Here is a 17,525-nt window from a genome sequence, read left to right as displayed (position 1 = left end):
CATCACCATGCCTCGGTCGTCTGTTGCACGTGTTTGGATAAGTAATGGACGAGAACGGTCGACCATTATATCGGTTCGGGAAGCTTGTATCTCTTGGACCAGCACGATCGGATTATCGTAGCCTCGGATCGTTCTTTGATCGGTGAGCTGGTCACGAATACCGCTCTGTCCAAGCTATGGGAGAGCGTTAAACAGGTCGAGTGTATCATGGAATGTAGCGAATACTTTACGCTTATACGGCATATCCCTTGGGTAAGATTCGGTTATTTTATACCACTGACCGCTGACTGAGTCGAATCGGCGATCTATCTACGTTAAGGCCATAACATCGAATAGGAGGCTATATGTATAACGTAACCATTAGTATTCCATTGATGGAAAATGAATATTGGTGGGGCGGGGTCATCAGCGATGGAACGAAAATGCCATTCGGCAGCCGGATATATCAGCGAGATCTGTTCGGAAACGCTGGCTATAACCAGGCAAGCCCGCTGCTACTTTCGAATAAGGGAAGATATGTTTGGTCGGAGGAACCGTTCCGATTTACTTTTGATGGCGAAGAGCTGGTCGTCGAAGGAGTGGCGGGAACGATCAAGGTCGAGCAAGGCGGCAATCATTTGCGCGATGCCTTTCTTCATGCATCGCAATCGTACTTCCCGCCATCTAGTACCTTTCCAGATTTATTGTTTTTCACCGTTCCCCAGTACAACATCTGGATGGAGATGAGCTATCATCCTACGCAGGATAAAGTGCTCGCTTACGCCGAAGCGATTATTGCAAACGGGCTTCCGCCTGGCATCCTGATAATCGATGACAACTGGCATGAAGACTACGGTACGCTTACCTTTCACCAAGGTAAGTTTCCCGATCCCAAGGCGATGATAGACCGGCTGCATGCGCTTGGATTCCGCGTCATGCTATGGGTTTGCCCGTTCATTAGCCCCGATGGAGAAGTGTTCCGCTATTTACAAAAACAAGGGTACCTGTTAAGGGAATTGCACGGGGAGCCGGTTATTCGCAAATGGTGGAACGGTTACAGCGCTATTTTGGACTGTACGAATCCCGATGCGGTAAGCTGGTTTACAAGGAATTTGGACCGGCTTATGGAAAAGTACGGAGTAGATGGTTTTAAACTGGATGCCGGAGACCCTCAGTTTTACAAGACGACGGATATCAGTGCACGACCAGCGACGCCGAACGACCAGTGTGAAGCATGGGCGCGGATTGGCCTTAACTATTCATTTAACGAATACCGGGCTTGTTGGAAGCTCGCGGGTCAACCACTTGTCCAGCGGCAGTCCGACAAAAACCACAGCTGGGGTTCCGACGGCCTGGCCAGTTTGATTCCGAACGGACTTGCGCAAGGACTTGTCGGATACGCGTTTAACTGTCCCGACATGGTCGGCGGCGGTCAGTATGAGGATTTAATCCGGCCAGACTTCCAGGTGGACGAAGAGCTATTTGTCCGTTACGCACAATGCTCGGCCTTGTTTCCGATGATGCAATTTTCAACGGCGCCATGGAGGGTGCTTGATAATACGCATTTGTCGTACTGCATCGAAGCTGCAAGGCTTCACTGCCAAATGGGAGCCAAGATTGCCGAGCTGGCCAGGTACGCTGCAGCGACAGGCGAACCGATCATGAGGCACATGGCCTACGTGTTTCCGGAAGGAGACTATGACACGATAATCGATCAATTCATGCTGGGCAACGACATCTTAGTTGCACCGGTGTTACGAAAAGGCGCAACGGCCCGAAAGGTCGTATTCCCGCAGGGAACGTGGCTAGGAGAGGATGGGAGTCAAGTGTGCGGGCCGTGCGAAGCGGAAGTCGAGGCTCCGCTTTCCAGGCTGCCGTGGTTCCGACGGGAATATAACTAAACGGTTATTTCGGCTTACTGCTGGCTTTTGGGAGAGCCGATCATCAATACTAAACAAACCGCTCCGGTCCGGAGCGGTTTGGTATTCTGTGAAGTAAACTTATCGCAGCAAAGGGAAGTCATCATGTGTTCAATGACATACGATATGTTCTGAATACGAAACTATAAATTATCGATTGTTATTAATAAATAGTGAATTGGTTATGCAACGAAAAAACACGACACAAAACTGCTTGAAAAACAGTTTTGTGTCGATGCACAACTGAGTGCCCTTAACGATAATGGTTACTTCTTGCCATACGGGCAGCCTTTCTTAACTCAGAGGCTGCTTAATTAGCTGTTGCTTGGTTCACCAGAATGTTTCTTGTGTTCTTTACCTAACTGCTCCGTATCGTCAAGTATAAAGCCTGGTCGGTCATGTGCAGTGGTATCTTCATAAGCTGTTTTTTGATCACCATCGGTTTCTGCAACTATTTTATTGTTTGGCATTATTATCCACCCCCTTTTTGTTAGGAGTATCATTTCCTCTGGATTTTTAAATTATCCATTCTTTGAAATTTATGTTTGGAATAACAAGTTTACTTAGGCAATCCAGAACAGGCTAACCTATTCCGGATTGCCGCTTTTTTACGTCTCCTGCGGCGCGCTATTTATTTCTTTTGAGAGATGGTTTATTATTTGTCCTATTACTGCGATAAGAGCAGGGGGAGCCAATGACGAATCAGAATCAGAAAAAAAACTATATGCCATTCACTTATAAGATGATGATCCCATACCTCATATTGGTGTTAATGACCGACGTATTTATTGGCTATATATCCTATTCGATGCTGATTCAATCGAGGACCGAAATGGCCGAAACCAATATTCGCACCACGATGGAACAGACTCGAAATAATTTAAAATACCAGCTGGACGAAATCCAACGAATGTCCGATACCTTTTTCGGGAGTCAGCCCTTTCAGCGTGCACTTCAGAAAAAAGGTGATTCTTTGGAAGTTTATTTGACGATGCTGGATGAAATTGTTCCGCAAATGCAAGCGCCGCTGCACTTATTCGGAAATCATATCCGACTGGCCGTATATACGACAAACGAGAATCTTAACTATATTCTTGGCGACAACATGGCGGAGCAGATAGAGGACAGTGATTATTACGTGCTCCCGCTTACCGATATTGCAGATAGTGGGTGGTATCGATCCCTTCAAAGCTCAGGAAAGGATAACTTATGGCTGCAGATCGAAACAGATCAGAAACTGGATAATATTTCACATATTCGCAGGCTGGTATCCTATAGCGACTATAAGACCATGATCGGTTACGTCAGAATAACAACCCGATTGGATGATCTGCTAGGCGATTTCAATACGTTCCCGGTTGAAGAAGGTATCGTACTGCGTCTGCTTGACGAAACTTCTGGTACGAGCCTGTATCAAAGCGGTGAAACGAGCGAACCGCTCAGCTCGGACTCCTACCTTATATTGAGGGAAAATGTTCCCGGGACGGGGTTTGTCATTGAGACGCTTGTCCCTTATTCGTATCTTTCCAAAGACGCCAGCCGGCTGCAGTCCGTTATTTTTACAGTATGTGCAATCAGCTTCCTCGTTATGACCTTTATTGGCTTTATCGTGGCGCGCTTATCCGGGCGCAAGATGAAACGGATCGTAACCTTTCTGCGTTCTTTCCAGGAGGATAATTTCCAGAAGAGGCTGCGCTTCAGCGGAAACGATGAGTTTGTCCATATTGCCGATGCCTATAATATTATGGCTTCCAATATTCAGGAGCTCATTAATAGCGTCTATTTGCAGGGCATACAGAAGAAGCAGGCGGAGCTTGAGGCGCTGCAGGCGCAGATCAATCCCCATTTTCTATATAACACGCTTTCAACCATAAGCAGTCTGGCCAATCTCGGTGAAACGCAGAAGGTTACGGGCATGGTTAGCGGTCTGGCGAAATTTTATAGGCTGTCATTAAATCAAGGGAACGTTTATATTCCTCTCAAGAAAGAGCTGGAACAGATCGAAACCTATTTGGATATTCAAAGAATCAAGTATGCGGATGCTTTTAGTGTTTATTTTGATATCGAATCGGATATCGCAGGCTGTCAGGTTATTAAATTGATATTACAGCCCTTCGTTGAAAATATTTTTAAGCATGCTTGGTTCGGTGACCGGATCGCGATTCGTATTACCGGCAGGCGTACAGGAGCAAACATCGAGCTCAAAGTCATCGACAACGGAATTGGCATGAAGCCAAATACGGTGAAGCATCTTCTGGTCGGGCCTAGCCAATCGGATAGTTATGGACTGAAAAATGTGGATGACCGCATAAAGCTCAGGTACGGCGATGAGTTTGGCATACAAATCGGGAGCGTCTACGGTGGGGGAACCACGGTGCGAATCAGGCTTCCGTTCGATCTGGGCGATAAATTTCATGACGGCGAGTGTGAGTAATAAGGCGTTCTTTACAGCAAAGGGGCACAGGCAGAGATGAATATTTTGTTGGTTGATGATGAGGCGGTCGATCTCGAATGGCTTCGACGCAGGGTGGTTAATAGTAATTTAAACTTAAATGTGGTCGGAACGGCCAACAGCGGCTTTAGCGCATTAAAGATTTTGGAGTCGGAGCATGTGGATATCATTCTATCCGATATCCGGATGCCGATCATGAGCGGGATGGAATTTGCGCGCAAGACCAAGGAGCTCCTTCCGCATGTTCAAATCGTATTTATTAGCGGACATGAGGATTTCAGCTACGCCAAAGAGGCGCTTCAAATCAATGCTTCCGGCTATCTGTTGAAGCCCGTAGATGATGTTGAGCTGTACGACATGCTCGCCTCATTACGCGATAAGGTGGAAAAGGAAAGGGAACAAACCCGCAGTGTGGCAAAGGCCTTATCGCTTGTGAATCAGGAGCTGCTGTTGCGCTGGTTCAATGACCCGTCATTGGGGGAAGCTAGCGAGCACCATATCAGACAATTTCTGGAGCCGCAGCTGAAATTCGGTTCGGCCGTGGCCATTATCGAAACCGACGATGTGGAATGGAAAATTCCGGAGGAAGAAAGACGGGCCTTCATGACGGATGTTTCACAATTTATCGAACAATTCATAAAGAAAAAAGGCTTAGGCACATTGATCATTAGTCACGATTTTCGCTTCGTCATACTGTCGGCAGTTAAGGAGGATTATTTTACAGCTTTGCTCGAGGAACTCATTCAAGCGGTACGTCAAGCATTCCCCGTTACGATAACGATCGGTGCCGGTTTATATACGTATGAGATGAGTCAATTCCACAATTCCTATCGACAAGCTCTAGCTGCCTTAAGCGCGAAGTGGCTGCTAGGGAAGAATCGTTTGATTAAGGATGTCTCTGCATTAACACAGACAGGAGTTTTCGCTCCCAATTTAGACAAGAACGTCGAGAAGATGCTTGAGGCCATTCTGGAATATGATTTAGTTAAGATTGATGATTGCCTGCTATTGCTATTTAACCGTCATGTGTCTATGTCCCATAAGAGTGACATTTATGATCTTATTATTAGAATTACGTCTAAGCTTCATGCAGAATTACTGCAAAAAAACGAAAATCTGTATGAGTTGCTCAAATGGGAATCGCACCAGCCGGCCGTTCTGTTTCAATTTGAGACGATGGATGACATTCTTTCGTGGCTAAGACGAAGATTTTTCGAGTTATCGGAGTTCCTGTACGTCAAAAAGCAAAAGCAAAAGCGTAAGCTGATCGAGGAAATTATGAAATATATCGACGAAGGGCTGGAGCAGCGCATTACGCTCAAGGAAGTTGCGGCCTTCTTTGATTTTACGCCAAATTATCTCGGAACCTTGTTCAAAGAAGAAACGGGCATGCTGTTCAGCGATTTTTTGAACGAGAGGCGGATGAACCGGGTATGTGAGCTTCTTGCCGATCCTACGCTCAAAATATACGAGATCGCCGACCGGGTAGGCTACAAAAACATCATATACTTCAACCGCCAGTTTAAGCAGTCGACGGGAATGACGCCGGGAGAATACCGCAAAAAACATAAAATATAGCCGGAATGGAAAACGTAAGCCCGTGTCGCAACTGATAGCGGGCTTTTTGCTATTTGACCTAAGATTATTAACCTCTTTATTTCAAATCGTAGATTATATATTACTTTTAGTTGTTTGCCTTCATTATCTCGCTCTCGTGTTCTTTATATAATGAACATATACAAAGAGTTAGTAGGAGGAGAGTACAAATGAACCGACACGGATTTTGGGGGGACGTACAAAAAAATAAATCGCTGCTGCTAATGCTGACACCGGCAGTCCTGTTTTTTATTTTGTTCGCCTATGTGCCAATGGCCGGTATCGTGCTTGCTTTTAAACAGTTTAATTACGGCGGCGGCATATTCGGAAGCCCTTGGAACGGGCTGGACAATTTCCGGTTTTTCTTCGAATCGGGCAATGCATGGATTGTAACGAGAAATACCGCTCTTTACAATATTTCTTTTATTATCGTAAATAACGTGCTGCAAATCGCCGCGGCGATTCTTTTATTCGAAGCGGTGGGCAAATGGTTCCGCAAATTATCTCAAACCGTTATGTTTCTGCCATACTTCATTTCATGGGTGGTCGTAGGTGCTATCGCATATAACCTGTTCAACTACGATGTAGGAACGTTGAACTCCATCCTGGCAGCGATTGGCCTTGAGCGGATTGACATCTACAATACGCCTTCCTACTGGCCTTTCATTCTCGTATTGGTATCTGCCTGGAAGGCGCTCGGCTACGGCTCGGTCATGTACCTGGCGGCGATCACCGGCATTGATACCGAAATGTACGAGGCGGCCGAGATCGACGGCGCGAACGTTTTCCAAAGGATTTTCCATATTACGATTCCAAACCTGTATCCAACGATTATTATTTTGGTACTGCTTGCTGTCGGTAACATCTTTAGAGGCGACTTCGGCATGTTCTACAACATGGTTGGCAATAATGGACTGCTGTTCTCGTCGACCGACGTCATTGACACCTTCGTATTCCGGTCACTGACGACGTCGAATGAAATCGGACTGTCGGCCGCCGCGGGCTTTTTTCAATCCGCTCTTGGTTTTGCGACAATCTTGCTGGCAAACTACGCGGTACGTAAGTATGACAAAGATCACGCTTTGTTCTAAAACGGAGGTATGACATGAGTGCTGTTATGACAACTGGAAAATTAGATAATTCGCCGAGAGGCGCGGGTAAAAAGCAAATGGACCGCCTGCTGCTTACGATACTCGGCTATGTGTTTATTTCGCTGCTTGCGATTATGTGCATCATACCTTTTCTATTAATCATTTCCTCCTCGCTGACAGAGGAATCCACAATCGTGGAAAACGGCTTTCAGCTGTTTCCAACCGCTTTCTCGGTAGAGGCTTACGCGCTTTTGTTTAGATACCCTGCGCAGATGCTGAAGGCGTACGGAGTAACGATCGCGGTAACGGCGCTCGGAACGCTCGCCGGACTGTTCTTAACGGCGATGACGGCCTACGTGCTGCAGCGCAAGGATTTTAAATGGCGCAACAAGTTTTCGTTTTTCTTCTTCTTTACGACGCTGTTCAGCGGGGGGCTTGTGCCATGGTATTTGATGATAGTCAACTATCTTGATCTAAAGGACAGGCTAATCGTGCTCATTCTCCCGATGCTGCTGAACGTGTTCTATATTATCGTTATGAAATCGTTCATGAGCAGCATTCCCGAAGCCATTACGGAATCGGCAAAGATCGACGGGGCGGGCGACTTCCGGATTTTCATCCAGCTCATGCTGCCTTTGTCCAAGCCTGCATTAGCTACGATCGGCTTGTTCATCGCCCTAGCTTACTGGAACGATTGGTATAACGCGCTCTTGTTTATCAGCAGTGAAAACTTGATGCCGCTTCAATACTATTTGTACAAAATGCTTGGCAATATGGACGGCATGCGCAAGGCGATGGCCAGCTCCGGAGCGGTCGTTACGATGAATATCCCGACCGAAAGCTTGAAGATGGCGATGACGATTATCGCAACCGGTCCGATTCTGCTCGCGTACCCGTTCATTCAACGGTATTTCGTGCAAGGCTTAACGATTGGCGCTGTGAAAGGATGACCTCAGGGCAACCTGGTTATCATATAAAAATTATTTTAAGGGGGATTTACCCGTCATGCAGAACAAAAAAACACTCATGCTATTATTCGCCTTAATGCTTGTGCTTACAACGGTAATAAGCGCTTGCGGAAGCAACAACACTGCAAACAAAAATACCGGAGCAAGCAACACGCCATCCGAAGGAACGACGGAGCCGGCAGCTAATGGCGGAACTTCCGAGGAGCTTGTCATTAAGATGCTTCTCGTTGGTGGTAAGCCGATTGACTACGATACGGTATTTGGAGAGCTGAACAAAAAGCTGAAAGAGAAAATCAATGCAACAGTTCAAGCGGAATTTTTGGATTGGTCCGATTGGACGCAAAAATATCCTTTGAAATTCGCGGCTGGTGAAGACTTTGATATCGCTTATACGGCAAACTGGGCGTTCTATAACGATCAAGTTTTAAAAGGCGGCTTCCTTGAGCTGACCGACGAGCTGCTTCAGAAAAATATGCCGCTTACGTGGAAAGCGATGCCATCAGTCGCATGGGAGCAATCGAAGGTGAACGGCAAGCAGTACATGGTTCCAAACAACAATCCTGAGGTGATAGACAAAGCGGTTCTAATCCGAGATGACCTACGCAAAAAATACAATCTCGACCCTGTCAACAACCCTGAAACGTTTGCAAATTACGTAAAAACGATCGCTGCTAACGAGAAAAGCATCAACGCTTACAACGCTAAAGCGGCTGACGGTTGGAAATGGCATGAGTTGGATCAAATTCTGCTCGAGCAGAAAAATGAGTGGAATCTTGTAGACTACAATATGCCGCTGGCTTACAAGCTTGACGATGCAAGCGGTAAAGTATTCAACATCTACGATACGCTGGAATTCAAAGAGCTTCTGAAATACTACAAAGATCTGGCTGAAAACCATGCATGGTCGAAAAACATAGTCAGCAATAAGAATGACGTATGGCAGGATATGAAAGCCGGCAAAACGGCATCCTACGCTCAAAACCTTGGTACGGTAGCCATGAACCTAGCCGAGCTGCGCAGAGAGAAGCCTGAGGTGGAGCTTGCAATTGCGGATCTTACGCCTGACAAAAAGAAAATTGCCGCGATCTCAACGCAAAACGGCTTTTCGATTCACGCAACGTCCAAAAAAGCGGAGCGCGCACTGATGGTCATCGATTTGCTGCAAAACGATAAAGAAATTCACGATCTGTTCATGTACGGCATTGCAGACACCCACTATGAAGCGGTAGGCGACGATAAATTCAACGCGACTGCAGGCACGGCTAACTTTACGGGCTTCTCCAACTGGGGCGCTAACTCGCCGCTGAACCGCAAGGATGCTTCTTACCCTGCTGAAGCGGACGCTATCGCTGACGCTTGGCAGCAAAAGGTTTATAACTTCAATCTGGAAACCTTCGTGTTCAACGATGCGAATGTGAAGAATGAAGTAGCCAACATCGGCAATGTCATGCTTCGTTATGCCATTCCTCTCGAATACGGCCTTATCAAGGATATTGATAAAGGTCAAGCGGATCTGATCAAGCAGCTGAAAGCGGCCGGCATTGATAAGCTTCAGACAGAACTTCAAGCGCAAATCGACGCTTTTCTTGCAAGCAAATAAATTAGAGCAAAAAGGAGACGACAGCTGTCGCCTCCTTTTTGCTCTTAGATCAGAATCACGGTTTAATGAGAACGACAGGCGTGCTCTTATCATTTAATTAAGGATTTCATCAACGGATCGGGTTTTAACGATATGCATAACCAAGGCTCCCAAATCTTCATAGCTCATTGCGTTCAATTTATCTTTGAAAGCTTCCGGAACGGCCTCTTTTTCAGAAATATCTTTAATAATATCAATTGCCACTTCAACTCTAGCCTTTTGTCGGATTTTGGTATCAATTCTCATTTTTTTGTTCTCCTGTTCTGGATAATTTCTTTTTTCTCTTGTCTGTGCCTACAGTGTAAATAGATGATTGCCGATTTTCTTGGTGGCCGTACGCGTCTTGAACCAACCCGATTTAGAGATATCCGGATTATAATAGAACAATGCATTACCGGTCGGGTCCATACCTTTTACCGCAGCTTTGGCCGCTTTAAATGCATTTTGATTGGGTATTAGCCAGTACTGTCCGTCCCTTACGGCTGAGAAAGCATTGGGCTCCATAATGACTTCTTTCACTGTTTTGGGAAACTTTGGAGACTGCAGGCGATTCATGACAACCGCACCGACCGCCACTTGACCTTTATAATTTTCCCCTCTTGCCTCGGCATAGATGACACGCGCAAGCATGGAAAGCTCTTTTTTGTTGACTGTCAATTTTTTGAGCTTCCTCCATGTTTTCGGGCCTACAATGCCGTCACTCTGCAGTCCGTTATTTATTTGGAAGCGTTGAACCGCGCTGAGGGTGACTTTTCCGAAATTTGTATCTATGGGTAAATTGTAATATCCGAGCGTCTGAAGCCGGAACTGCAGATCCGAAATTGTTTGTCCCTCGCTGCCGGCTTTCAAGACAGGCGAAGCATCTATCTTGTGATTTGATGCGGTCGCGATAACTAGTACGAGTAGAGTGAATAGAGTCAGAAATCTGTACATAATGTTTGAATTCCTCCGTTACGAATAATGTAAATTTATAGAATGTCCTAGGTTTCGTTTATTCTAGCACAGCTTTAATAGTATAATCTTGTTAAAATTTTCTCATGTTTCTCGTCTTATACACCCCCCGAAAAAATGGAAGTACACCGAATTAGTATGATGTAAACGAACTGATAAAAATAAATTAAAGTCACGGATCACGGATATTAGGGGTGTACCATGCAGGGTGATATTGAATTAGCAATGGAAAAAATTGAGCAGCTTAATTTTCGTAATCAAAGAGCTATGATGGAATTGATAAAAAGAAGTTTGAAATTAAATGATGATGAGTTTAATAAAGAATTGCTTGTAGCTTACGCTCATCAAAACCCTATACATATTTTAGAAGTGGTAGTTGCTCTACAGTATGAAGAAATCATTAAGGCGCTGCCAGATAAGTTCACTTAGTGAAACCAAAAAAACTGAACCTGACGAGCTCATGGGTGATTTATTTGAGTAATAAAAAGCCCAACAACCTTATAAGGTTGTTGGGCTTGATAATAGAGATTGAGGGTATTATTCATTCCCATCAAGCTTCTGCCGGATGGCTTCCTCGATCGCATCCATCGGATCTGTTCCAGGCTCGGGAATGTAAACGTCTGCCGTATCCTTGGACTTGGCGGAAGGGGTGTAAAGACCGCTTGCATCGGCGGCTGCAACCGTGATTGTACCTTTTTCTTCTACGAGCTTCTGGAGAAGCGTACTCTTGCTTCCGGCTGGCTTGGCGAGCAGCGCTGCATAAGCGATTTCGACCATATCGCCGCGCAGGAACGGTCTGGCTGCAGTCAGCCTTGCAACAGCATCCGCTTGCAAAAGACCATTCATTTGAGACAGCTCGGCCGCATTAGCGGGCACTGCGTCAGGATAACCCAGCAGCCGGTTGACCAGCGTCAGAAACTCCTTGCCCGTCATCATGCGCTCCGGGGCGAAGGCGGTGCTGCTAACACCTTTCACATACCCTTTTTTTACGGCGAATGCGATGGAGGAAGCAGCCCAATACGAGCTTTTCACGTCTTTAAAGGCTGGCTTCAATTTAGCTTTGGAAGCATCTGCTTCCTCGCCTGCTAGACGAAGCAGCATAGCTGTCCCTTGTGCGCGGGTAAAGGCGGCTTCGAGCTGGTAGCCTTGTCCAGTACCCGTGAATAGACCGAGCTGCTTCAAGGTGTCAGCCTGCTTCACACGGCTGTCCGATGTGGCGTAAACCGAGGAGGACAGCAGCAAAAACATAGCCAGCAGAAGGGAAACGGTTACGCTTTTTTTCATCATGGCTGCATCACCTCGGCTTTCGGCTCCGCGGTCTGTGGCTCTCCAACCTTCTGCTCTTCAGGCTTCGGCTCTACTTCCTTGCCATTCGCTTCTCCGGCATGCAGAAGGCTGCTTGGATCGTACGTGTAGGAACTGACGTAATTCGAGAACGGATCCCATTCGCTTCCCGGCATAATAAGAGGCTGCGCGTAGAGATTGAAGCCCGTTACTTGCCCTTGCGGGTCGAACGATTGAACGAGCGTAACCGACTTCAGCGGCTCGTTAAAGTCCTTCACGACCGCATTGCCATCAAGCTTCTTCCCGGACCAGAACTGAACGGAGGTTTGCCGCTTCAGCGTATAGGTCTCATCGTAATAATCGTTGCGGAGCGAGTTGCTTAAGAAACGTTCCGAACCGCCTTCGCCGGACATTTTAATAAATTGCTCATCGATGTAGCGGTCTCCGTTGTACAGGTGGAGAATCCCGTACAAAATTTGAATCGGCTTGTTCGGCCCGCCAGCGATTTGCGTCAGCCAGTGTTCTGAAGGGGCAGAGTCGGGATACATCGTAAATTCGGCGGCATACACAACTCTGATCTGATCAAAATCGTACTTGTACACCTCGCCTGCAGCTGATGCCTGCGTCAACGGGACGAACATGATCATCGCCAACAGCAGAGCCACCAGTTTGAATCGTATAACTTTCACCATTTAACACCCTTCCTGACTATAATACTCCATTTCTAATGCTACAAAGATCCCGAGCATTTGTCACTGAAAAAGTTTTTTTGGGACATTGATGTTGCCCGCGCTTACCAGAAAGCCTTACTAAATCCCAGGAAAAATTTGGCCAACATGGCGACAGTTGAATTCTAAACGAACGATCTTATGCGAATCATTTGCTGAGACTCCTGCAACTTTTTACAAATAATGGCGTTCTATTATTTATAAAAAAGGTGATGAGGTGAACCAATGCGTGGGATTATGAAAAAGTTGGCGATTTTTACGATTACAGTCACAATTATTCTATCTGCAATACCTACTTATGCTAATGCAGCACAGGATCCATTTCTGAATGGTATTGTAAGCATTGCTGGAAATAACGCGCTGGACGATAAGGGAATACTATGGTCGTGGAATGATGAAACCTTCGAGGCAGTGCCGATCCTTGAGGATGTAAAGACCATATCCGAAGGCAATGCGGCTATAAAAATGGACGGCAGTGTATGGACATGGGGCAGGAAGGTCGGAAATATAGCGGGTCCAAACGGAGAGACCATTTATTTTAATTCCTTTGATCAACCAAGTCGTGTTGAAGGATTGGATAATGCTGTCGGCATTTCAGGAAATTATGTTCTTAAAGCTGATGGAACAGTTTGGTCGCTGGAAGGATTATGTGAGTTCCAAACACCTAACGACGCTTGCGCTCCTGACGCAAGTATAGAAGAAAGACGAAAGCCGGGTCGGATTGGTCAGTTAGAAAATATCATCGCGATTGAGGGACGAGGGTATTTTCCGGTAGCGCTCGCTAAGGACGGGACAGTTTGGTTCTGGGGACGAGACAAATACAGCGATCCGTTCCTTCCCGGTAAACTTTATCGATCTGGCATCGAGCCAACGGATTTCAAGAATGCCGCATCGATCTCTACTGGAATGATTTTCAGCGCTTCATGGGATGTCTATATTATTAATCGATATGCCGTATATGGGTTAACAACGCCAAATTTTAACGTTGCAAAATTGGCCCCGGGTGTTACGGCAGTATCGGGGGCTATGGACGATTTAGGAGATTTTTATGCATTCTCTTTTGTTCTCATGAAGGACGGCACGGTGTCATACTGGATTTGGCCAACAGAAGATAAGAAGTTGTACCCAGTAAAAGGAATCGGTCAGGCTATAGCAATTAGCGCTAAGGGTGAAGGAGGAGGTACAGTGCTTCACAAAGATGGCACGGTATCTTCATGGGGAAAGATGAGTAACTTTTACGGGGACGATAAATACAAATACGATCATAAAATCATTCCGAAAAAGGTCGTCAAAGGAATCGGAATTCGATTAAACGGAAAATACCTGCTTATGGAAAACCAGTCTAGGATGATAAACGGTTCAGTATTTGTTCCAATTCGAGGCCTGTTCGAATCGCTAGGCGGTTCAGTCAACTATGCCAACAATATCGTTACAATCAAGTATGGCTCTAATTTAATTAAGATGGAAGTTGGGATACAGGAAGCGGCAGTAAACGGTACCACTTTGAAACTCCCATCCCCAGTTCAGATTGTGAAAGGCAGGACGATGGTGCCGCTGCGTTTTGTATCTCAAGCGATGGGGGCAAAAGTGGTCTGGGACGGGAAGAACAGGGAAGTGCTGTTGACGTTATAAAAAGGATGTAGTTAATTGGTTTCTAACAAGATCCGCGAATGCAATCCCAATTCAAACGTTTCATTAAAAAGGAGCGCCTCGGTATGAGACGGGTTTATAACCCAACATCATCAAGGAGGCGCTCTTACTATGAAGTTTAAGCAATCATACGAACAAAAACTGAAAATAATGATCATTCTCCAAGCGTGAATTGCACCGGTCGGGTATGAACGTGGGAATTTCCACAGTGCAAACTATATAGGGATGCTTTTTCGGGGATTTAGACAAATTTAATCAGAGTCTCGGTTATACAACTTGGAATGAACTTCAAGACAATACATTCTACATATTTAGGATTTCACCAGATGCAGAATGGCTTGCAGCTCAGTTACCTGATAAAAATTGGGCCGCTGAAAAGATGCAATCGCTCATCAGAGCATTTAAGAGGAAAGTGATTCTCCATAGAGGGAGGTTAATGTGGAAAATATTGGCTTATCAAAATGCTTGTATGTGCTTCCTGGAAGATAATAAAGGAGCAGCATGCCAGCTGCTGCTCCTTTATTATTGAAGCTTATTGGAAATTTTCCAACACAATCTTTCCTATCGATCTTCCTGTTTCTATTTTTTCATGTACGAAACGCAGGTTTGTTGCATTAATGGGTTCAATTCGTTCAGTCAAAGTGGATTTCAACTTCCCGTTATCGATTAAATCAGCCAGTTTATTCAGTAGATCATGTTGTTTGATCATATCTTCGGTTTGGTACATGGAACGGGTAAACATCAGCTCCCATACGAATGTGATACTTTTAGAAAAAAGCATGTCCATATCCAGGCTTCCGGCCCAAGAAGCTTTATCTGCAGGAACGATTGAACAGATCTTACCTTGCGGGGCTATGACTTCAACCATATTCGCAAAATGCTGTACCGTGTCATTTAAGCAAAATATATAATCCACGGTCTCAAACCCACTATTTTTGAGCTGCGATGCAAAATGGCTGTTATGGTTGATTGTAATATCTGCTCCTTGATCTTTGGCCCACTGAATGGACTCTGGGCGTGAAGCAGTGCCAATTACCGTTAAGCCTGCTAATTTGGCAAGTTGTGTTGCGATCGACCCTACTCCTCCTGCTGCACCGATAATGAGTAAGCTTTTATTTATGTTTTCTTCTACGCTATGACTGATTCCTAAACGATCGAATAAGCCTTCCCAAGCCGTAATCGAAGAAAGCGGTAAAGCGGCAGCTTGTGCGAAATCCAAACTCTTCGGTTTGTTTCCCGCAATTCGTTCATCTACCAAATGAAATTCACTATTGCCCCCAGGACGAGTTACACTTCCCGCATAATAAATCTCATCTCCAGGTTTAAACAATTGACAATCAGGTCCAGCCTGGTCCACGATCCCGGCTACATCCCAGCCAAGAATTTTAGGCGATTCTTCTTCATAGTTGTTTTTCTCTCGAACGCCCAAATCTGCAGGGTTAACAGAGATGGCTTTTACTTTTACTAATAGATCACGGCCAGTTGGAATCGGCTTTTCTATATACAGATCAACAAGGCATTCCGGATCGGATAAAGGGAGATATCGGTAAGCTCCGACTGCTTTCATTTTTTGGTGATTACTCATATTTTTCTTCCTTTCAAGTTGGTATATCGTGCATTTGAATTATATGATGTATACTTACTTTTAGAAAGTGCGCATAATTTTATTACATAGTATTAAAAATCATACTATTGTAAGGAGACAGAATAATGGGAGATCGAAGAAACAAATACGGTGCTAATCCAAATATGGAAGGATGTCATGTCGAGACAACTCTGGATGTTATCGGGGGAAAATGGAAAGGGATCATTCTCTATCATCTCATTGGCGGGACGAAAAGATTTAATGAATTCCGGCGTCTTAATCCGGGTATTACGCAGTTTATGCTTACACTGCAGTTACGGGAGCTTGAAAGGGACGGCATCATTCACAGAGAAGTTTATAAAGAAGTTCCACCCAGAGTGGAATACTCTCTCACTGATTTTGGAAAAACGTTAGAACCGATCATAAAATCTATGAAAGAATGGGGAGAGATTTATAAAATCAGACTTAACGAAATTAGAACGCCGCAAGGGGAGGAGGATTGAGTAATCTGGGAAAAAACTAACCGATGAAAGGATATGTTTGCCGTCATATGACTCATGATGCGAAAGAGCGTTGGTCAGCTGAAATCGCGGTTCATCTTAAGGAACGGTTCGGATTATACGTGAGAGAAGTGCTGCCAATCGATAAGGGCTGGCTCAACGTCAAGTGGAAAATGGAAACGGACCACGGGCCGTTATTTGTAAAGTACTATCACCCGGAGCGATACAAGCTAAATACGCGTCCCGAGAGAAGAAGTGCGATCGAGAAAACGCTCCAACTGCAGCATGGACTAAACGCAGCCGGAATACCGTGCCCAAAGGTTTATCTTTACAAGGAACAGTTCATACAGGAAACGCCGTCGGATTTATTTTATACCGTGCTGGATTGGGTGGACGGTCATACCGCTCAAGCTGGGTGCTTAAATGCCGTTCAAATGTATGAATTAGGCGTGGCTACTGGGCGAATGCATAAGTGGCTGCGGTCCGTACCGCCGTTAGACGAGCCTGCCTGGAAACCAGACAAGGATATCTATTTGAGAGAATGGCAGAGCAACTGGGAGAAGGCGAAAGATGCGGGAGATAAGACTGTAATGGAGTGGCTTAGGCGGTCAAAGGACATTGTAAAATCAATGGATTTTCGTATGTTTGATTCATGTCCTACCGGATGGCTGCATTGGGATTTGTGGGTGGATAATATTTTGGTGCATAGGCATGGTTTGGCCGGCATTGTCGATTTTAACCGGATGACGATGGCGTACCCGGAAATCGATGTGGCCCGCGCAGTCTTGTCAGGTGCTTTGCGGGACGGCCAGATGCGGATGGAGACAGCTCGATCGTTTATGGATGGATACTGTGAACATTCAGAAGTGTCACAAGGTATGCTTCCCCGGGCTATGCGCATGCTTTATTTGATCGAATCCATCTGGTGGCTTCGTACGGAGGTTCGTGCTGAAAGCGAGCTACGCGGATTACTTGGCCGGTTTGTCGAAGAAATGCATTGGATCGAAGATAACTGGGCTGCACTGCCGGAGCAATTGGATTTTGTGTGACAATTATGCATTTTACTCAAAAAGAAGTTCAATAACAAAATTAGGATGCCGACGGATAATACGAGGCATCCTTTGTTAAACTTGCTTTAAAAACACAACAAAGAACGGACTATTCAGCCCGCTCCGTTTTTCGA

Annotated in this window: 17 protein-coding genes; 11 read left to right on the top strand and 6 right to left on the bottom strand. The window is 45.5% G+C overall.

The window, feature by feature from the left end; genetic code table 11:
• Positions 1-93 precede the first annotated feature (93 nt).
• Both ASG81_RS16245 and ASG81_RS16240 read left to right on the top strand, forming a co-directional pair.
• Positions 94-291 (top strand): hypothetical protein, encoded by a 198-nt coding sequence (locus tag ASG81_RS16245; RefSeq protein WP_056636305.1) that lies wholly within the window; start codon positions 94-96, stop codon positions 289-291.
• Between the two features lie 53 nt (positions 292-344).
• A complete protein-coding gene (locus tag ASG81_RS16240; RefSeq protein WP_056636302.1) occupies positions 345-1,880 on the top strand; it encodes a glycoside hydrolase family 31 protein in 1,536 nt (511 codons plus the stop codon).
• A gap of 332 nt (positions 1,881-2,212) precedes the next feature.
• Here ASG81_RS16240 and ASG81_RS30945 read toward each other — a convergent pair whose 3' ends face one another.
• Positions 2,213-2,368, bottom strand: coding sequence for a hypothetical protein (locus tag ASG81_RS30945; RefSeq protein ID WP_155971588.1), 156 nt, complete (start codon positions 2,366-2,368; stop codon positions 2,213-2,215).
• 224 nt (positions 2,369-2,592) lie between these two features.
• On the opposite strand from ASG81_RS30945, the gene ASG81_RS16235 reads away from it, so the two are divergent.
• From ASG81_RS16235 to ASG81_RS16215, 5 genes are all read left to right on the top strand, one after another.
• On the top strand, positions 2,593-4,332 hold the full coding sequence (locus ASG81_RS16235; RefSeq protein ID WP_056636301.1) for a sensor histidine kinase: 1,740 nt from the start codon (positions 2,593-2,595) through the stop codon (positions 4,330-4,332).
• A gap of 36 nt (positions 4,333-4,368) precedes the next feature.
• Positions 4,369-5,928: a response regulator gene (locus ASG81_RS16230; protein WP_056636299.1), complete on the top strand. Its 1,560-nt coding sequence runs from the start codon at positions 4,369-4,371 to the stop codon at positions 5,926-5,928.
• 188 nt (positions 5,929-6,116) lie between these two features.
• The gene (locus ASG81_RS16225; RefSeq protein WP_056636297.1) at positions 6,117-7,037 is read left to right on the top strand and encodes an ABC transporter permease; all 921 of its coding nucleotides are present in this window, start codon (positions 6,117-6,119) and stop codon (positions 7,035-7,037) included.
• Between the two features lie 14 nt (positions 7,038-7,051).
• Positions 7,052-7,987, top strand: a complete 936-nt coding sequence (locus ASG81_RS16220; RefSeq protein WP_056636295.1) for a carbohydrate ABC transporter permease — start codon at positions 7,052-7,054, stop codon at positions 7,985-7,987.
• 55 nt (positions 7,988-8,042) lie between these two features.
• Positions 8,043-9,605, top strand: a complete 1,563-nt coding sequence (locus ASG81_RS16215) for an ABC transporter substrate-binding protein (protein WP_056636293.1) — start codon at positions 8,043-8,045, stop codon at positions 9,603-9,605.
• A 93-nt stretch (positions 9,606-9,698) separates the two neighbouring features.
• Here the strand turns inward: ASG81_RS16215 and ASG81_RS16210 are convergent, their stop codons facing one another.
• Positions 9,699-9,890 carry a hypothetical protein gene (locus ASG81_RS16210; protein WP_056636291.1) on the bottom strand — a complete coding sequence of 64 codons (192 nt, stop codon included), beginning with the start codon at positions 9,888-9,890 and terminating at the stop codon, positions 9,699-9,701.
• Positions 9,891-9,938: 48 nt separating this feature from the next.
• Positions 9,939-10,577: a cell wall hydrolase gene (locus ASG81_RS16205; RefSeq protein WP_056636289.1), complete on the bottom strand. Its 639-nt coding sequence runs from the start codon at positions 10,575-10,577 to the stop codon at positions 9,939-9,941.
• A gap of 219 nt (positions 10,578-10,796) precedes the next feature.
• On the opposite strand from ASG81_RS16205, the gene ASG81_RS16200 reads away from it, so the two are divergent.
• On the top strand, positions 10,797-11,024 hold the full coding sequence (locus ASG81_RS16200; RefSeq protein ID WP_056636287.1) for a hypothetical protein: 228 nt from the start codon (positions 10,797-10,799) through the stop codon (positions 11,022-11,024).
• 108 nt (positions 11,025-11,132) lie between these two features.
• On the opposite strand, the gene ASG81_RS16195 is transcribed toward ASG81_RS16200, so the two are convergent.
• Both ASG81_RS16195 and ASG81_RS16190 read right to left on the bottom strand, forming a co-directional pair.
• On the bottom strand, positions 11,133-11,882 hold the full coding sequence (locus ASG81_RS16195) for an S-layer homology domain-containing protein (protein ID WP_056636285.1): 750 nt from the start codon (positions 11,880-11,882) through the stop codon (positions 11,133-11,135).
• Positions 11,879-12,571, bottom strand: coding sequence for a hypothetical protein (locus ASG81_RS16190; protein ID WP_056636282.1), 693 nt, complete (start codon positions 12,569-12,571; stop codon positions 11,879-11,881). The genes ASG81_RS16195 and ASG81_RS16190 overlap by 4 nt, the downstream gene beginning before the upstream one ends.
• Positions 12,572-12,832: 261 nt before the next feature.
• Here ASG81_RS16190 and ASG81_RS16185 point away from each other — a divergent pair, with 261 nt between their 5' ends.
• Positions 12,833-14,239: a stalk domain-containing protein gene (locus ASG81_RS16185; RefSeq protein ID WP_056636280.1), complete on the top strand. Its 1,407-nt coding sequence runs from the start codon at positions 12,833-12,835 to the stop codon at positions 14,237-14,239.
• 550 nt (positions 14,240-14,789) lie between these two features.
• Here ASG81_RS16185 and ASG81_RS16180 read toward each other — a convergent pair.
• Positions 14,790-15,842: a zinc-binding alcohol dehydrogenase family protein gene (locus tag ASG81_RS16180; RefSeq protein ID WP_056636278.1), complete on the bottom strand. Its 1,053-nt coding sequence runs from the start codon at positions 15,840-15,842 to the stop codon at positions 14,790-14,792.
• Between the two features lie 125 nt (positions 15,843-15,967).
• On the opposite strand from ASG81_RS16180, the gene ASG81_RS16175 reads away from it, so the two are divergent.
• Both ASG81_RS16175 and ASG81_RS16170 read left to right on the top strand, forming a co-directional pair.
• Entirely contained in the window at positions 15,968-16,345 is a 378-nt protein-coding gene (locus ASG81_RS16175; RefSeq protein ID WP_056636276.1) for a winged helix-turn-helix transcriptional regulator, read from the top strand.
• A 23-nt stretch (positions 16,346-16,368) separates the two neighbouring features.
• Positions 16,369-17,391, top strand: a complete 1,023-nt coding sequence (locus tag ASG81_RS16170; protein WP_056636275.1) for a phosphotransferase enzyme family protein — start codon at positions 16,369-16,371, stop codon at positions 17,389-17,391.
• Positions 17,392-17,525: the final 134 nt, after the last annotated feature.

The sequence above is a fragment of the Paenibacillus sp. Soil522 genome, assembly GCF_001428245.1.
GTDB lineage: Bacteria > Bacillota > Bacilli > Paenibacillales > Paenibacillaceae > Pristimantibacillus.
This window is presented reverse-complemented; position numbering and strand designations above follow the sequence as displayed.

Coding starts and splice junctions, on each gene's coding strand:
- ASG81_RS16240 (WP_056636302.1), top strand. CDS start 345: ATGTATAACGTAACCATTAGTATTCCATTGATGGAAAATGAATATTGG.
- ASG81_RS30945 (WP_155971588.1), bottom strand. CDS start 2,368: ATGCCAAACAATAAAATAGTTGCAGAAACCGATGGTGATCAAAAAACA.
- ASG81_RS16235 (WP_056636301.1), top strand. CDS start 2,593: ATGACGAATCAGAATCAGAAAAAAAACTATATGCCATTCACTTATAAG.
- ASG81_RS16230 (WP_056636299.1), top strand. CDS start 4,369: ATGAATATTTTGTTGGTTGATGATGAGGCGGTCGATCTCGAATGGCTT.
- ASG81_RS16225 (WP_056636297.1), top strand. CDS start 6,117: ATGAACCGACACGGATTTTGGGGGGACGTACAAAAAAATAAATCGCTG.
- ASG81_RS16220 (WP_056636295.1), top strand. CDS start 7,052: ATGAGTGCTGTTATGACAACTGGAAAATTAGATAATTCGCCGAGAGGC.
- ASG81_RS16215 (WP_056636293.1), top strand. CDS start 8,043: ATGCAGAACAAAAAAACACTCATGCTATTATTCGCCTTAATGCTTGTG.
- ASG81_RS16210 (WP_056636291.1), bottom strand. CDS start 9,890: ATGAGAATTGATACCAAAATCCGACAAAAGGCTAGAGTTGAAGTGGCA.
- ASG81_RS16205 (WP_056636289.1), bottom strand. CDS start 10,577: ATGTACAGATTTCTGACTCTATTCACTCTACTCGTACTAGTTATCGCG.
- ASG81_RS16200 (WP_056636287.1), top strand. CDS start 10,797: ATGCAGGGTGATATTGAATTAGCAATGGAAAAAATTGAGCAGCTTAAT.
- ASG81_RS16195 (WP_056636285.1), bottom strand. CDS start 11,882: ATGATGAAAAAAAGCGTAACCGTTTCCCTTCTGCTGGCTATGTTTTTG.
- ASG81_RS16190 (WP_056636282.1), bottom strand. CDS start 12,571: ATGGTGAAAGTTATACGATTCAAACTGGTGGCTCTGCTGTTGGCGATG.
- ASG81_RS16185 (WP_056636280.1), top strand. CDS start 12,833: ATGCGTGGGATTATGAAAAAGTTGGCGATTTTTACGATTACAGTCACA.
- ASG81_RS16180 (WP_056636278.1), bottom strand. CDS start 15,842: ATGAGTAATCACCAAAAAATGAAAGCAGTCGGAGCTTACCGATATCTC.
- ASG81_RS16175 (WP_056636276.1), top strand. CDS start 15,968: ATGGGAGATCGAAGAAACAAATACGGTGCTAATCCAAATATGGAAGGA.
- ASG81_RS16170 (WP_056636275.1), top strand. CDS start 16,369: ATGAAAGGATATGTTTGCCGTCATATGACTCATGATGCGAAAGAGCGT.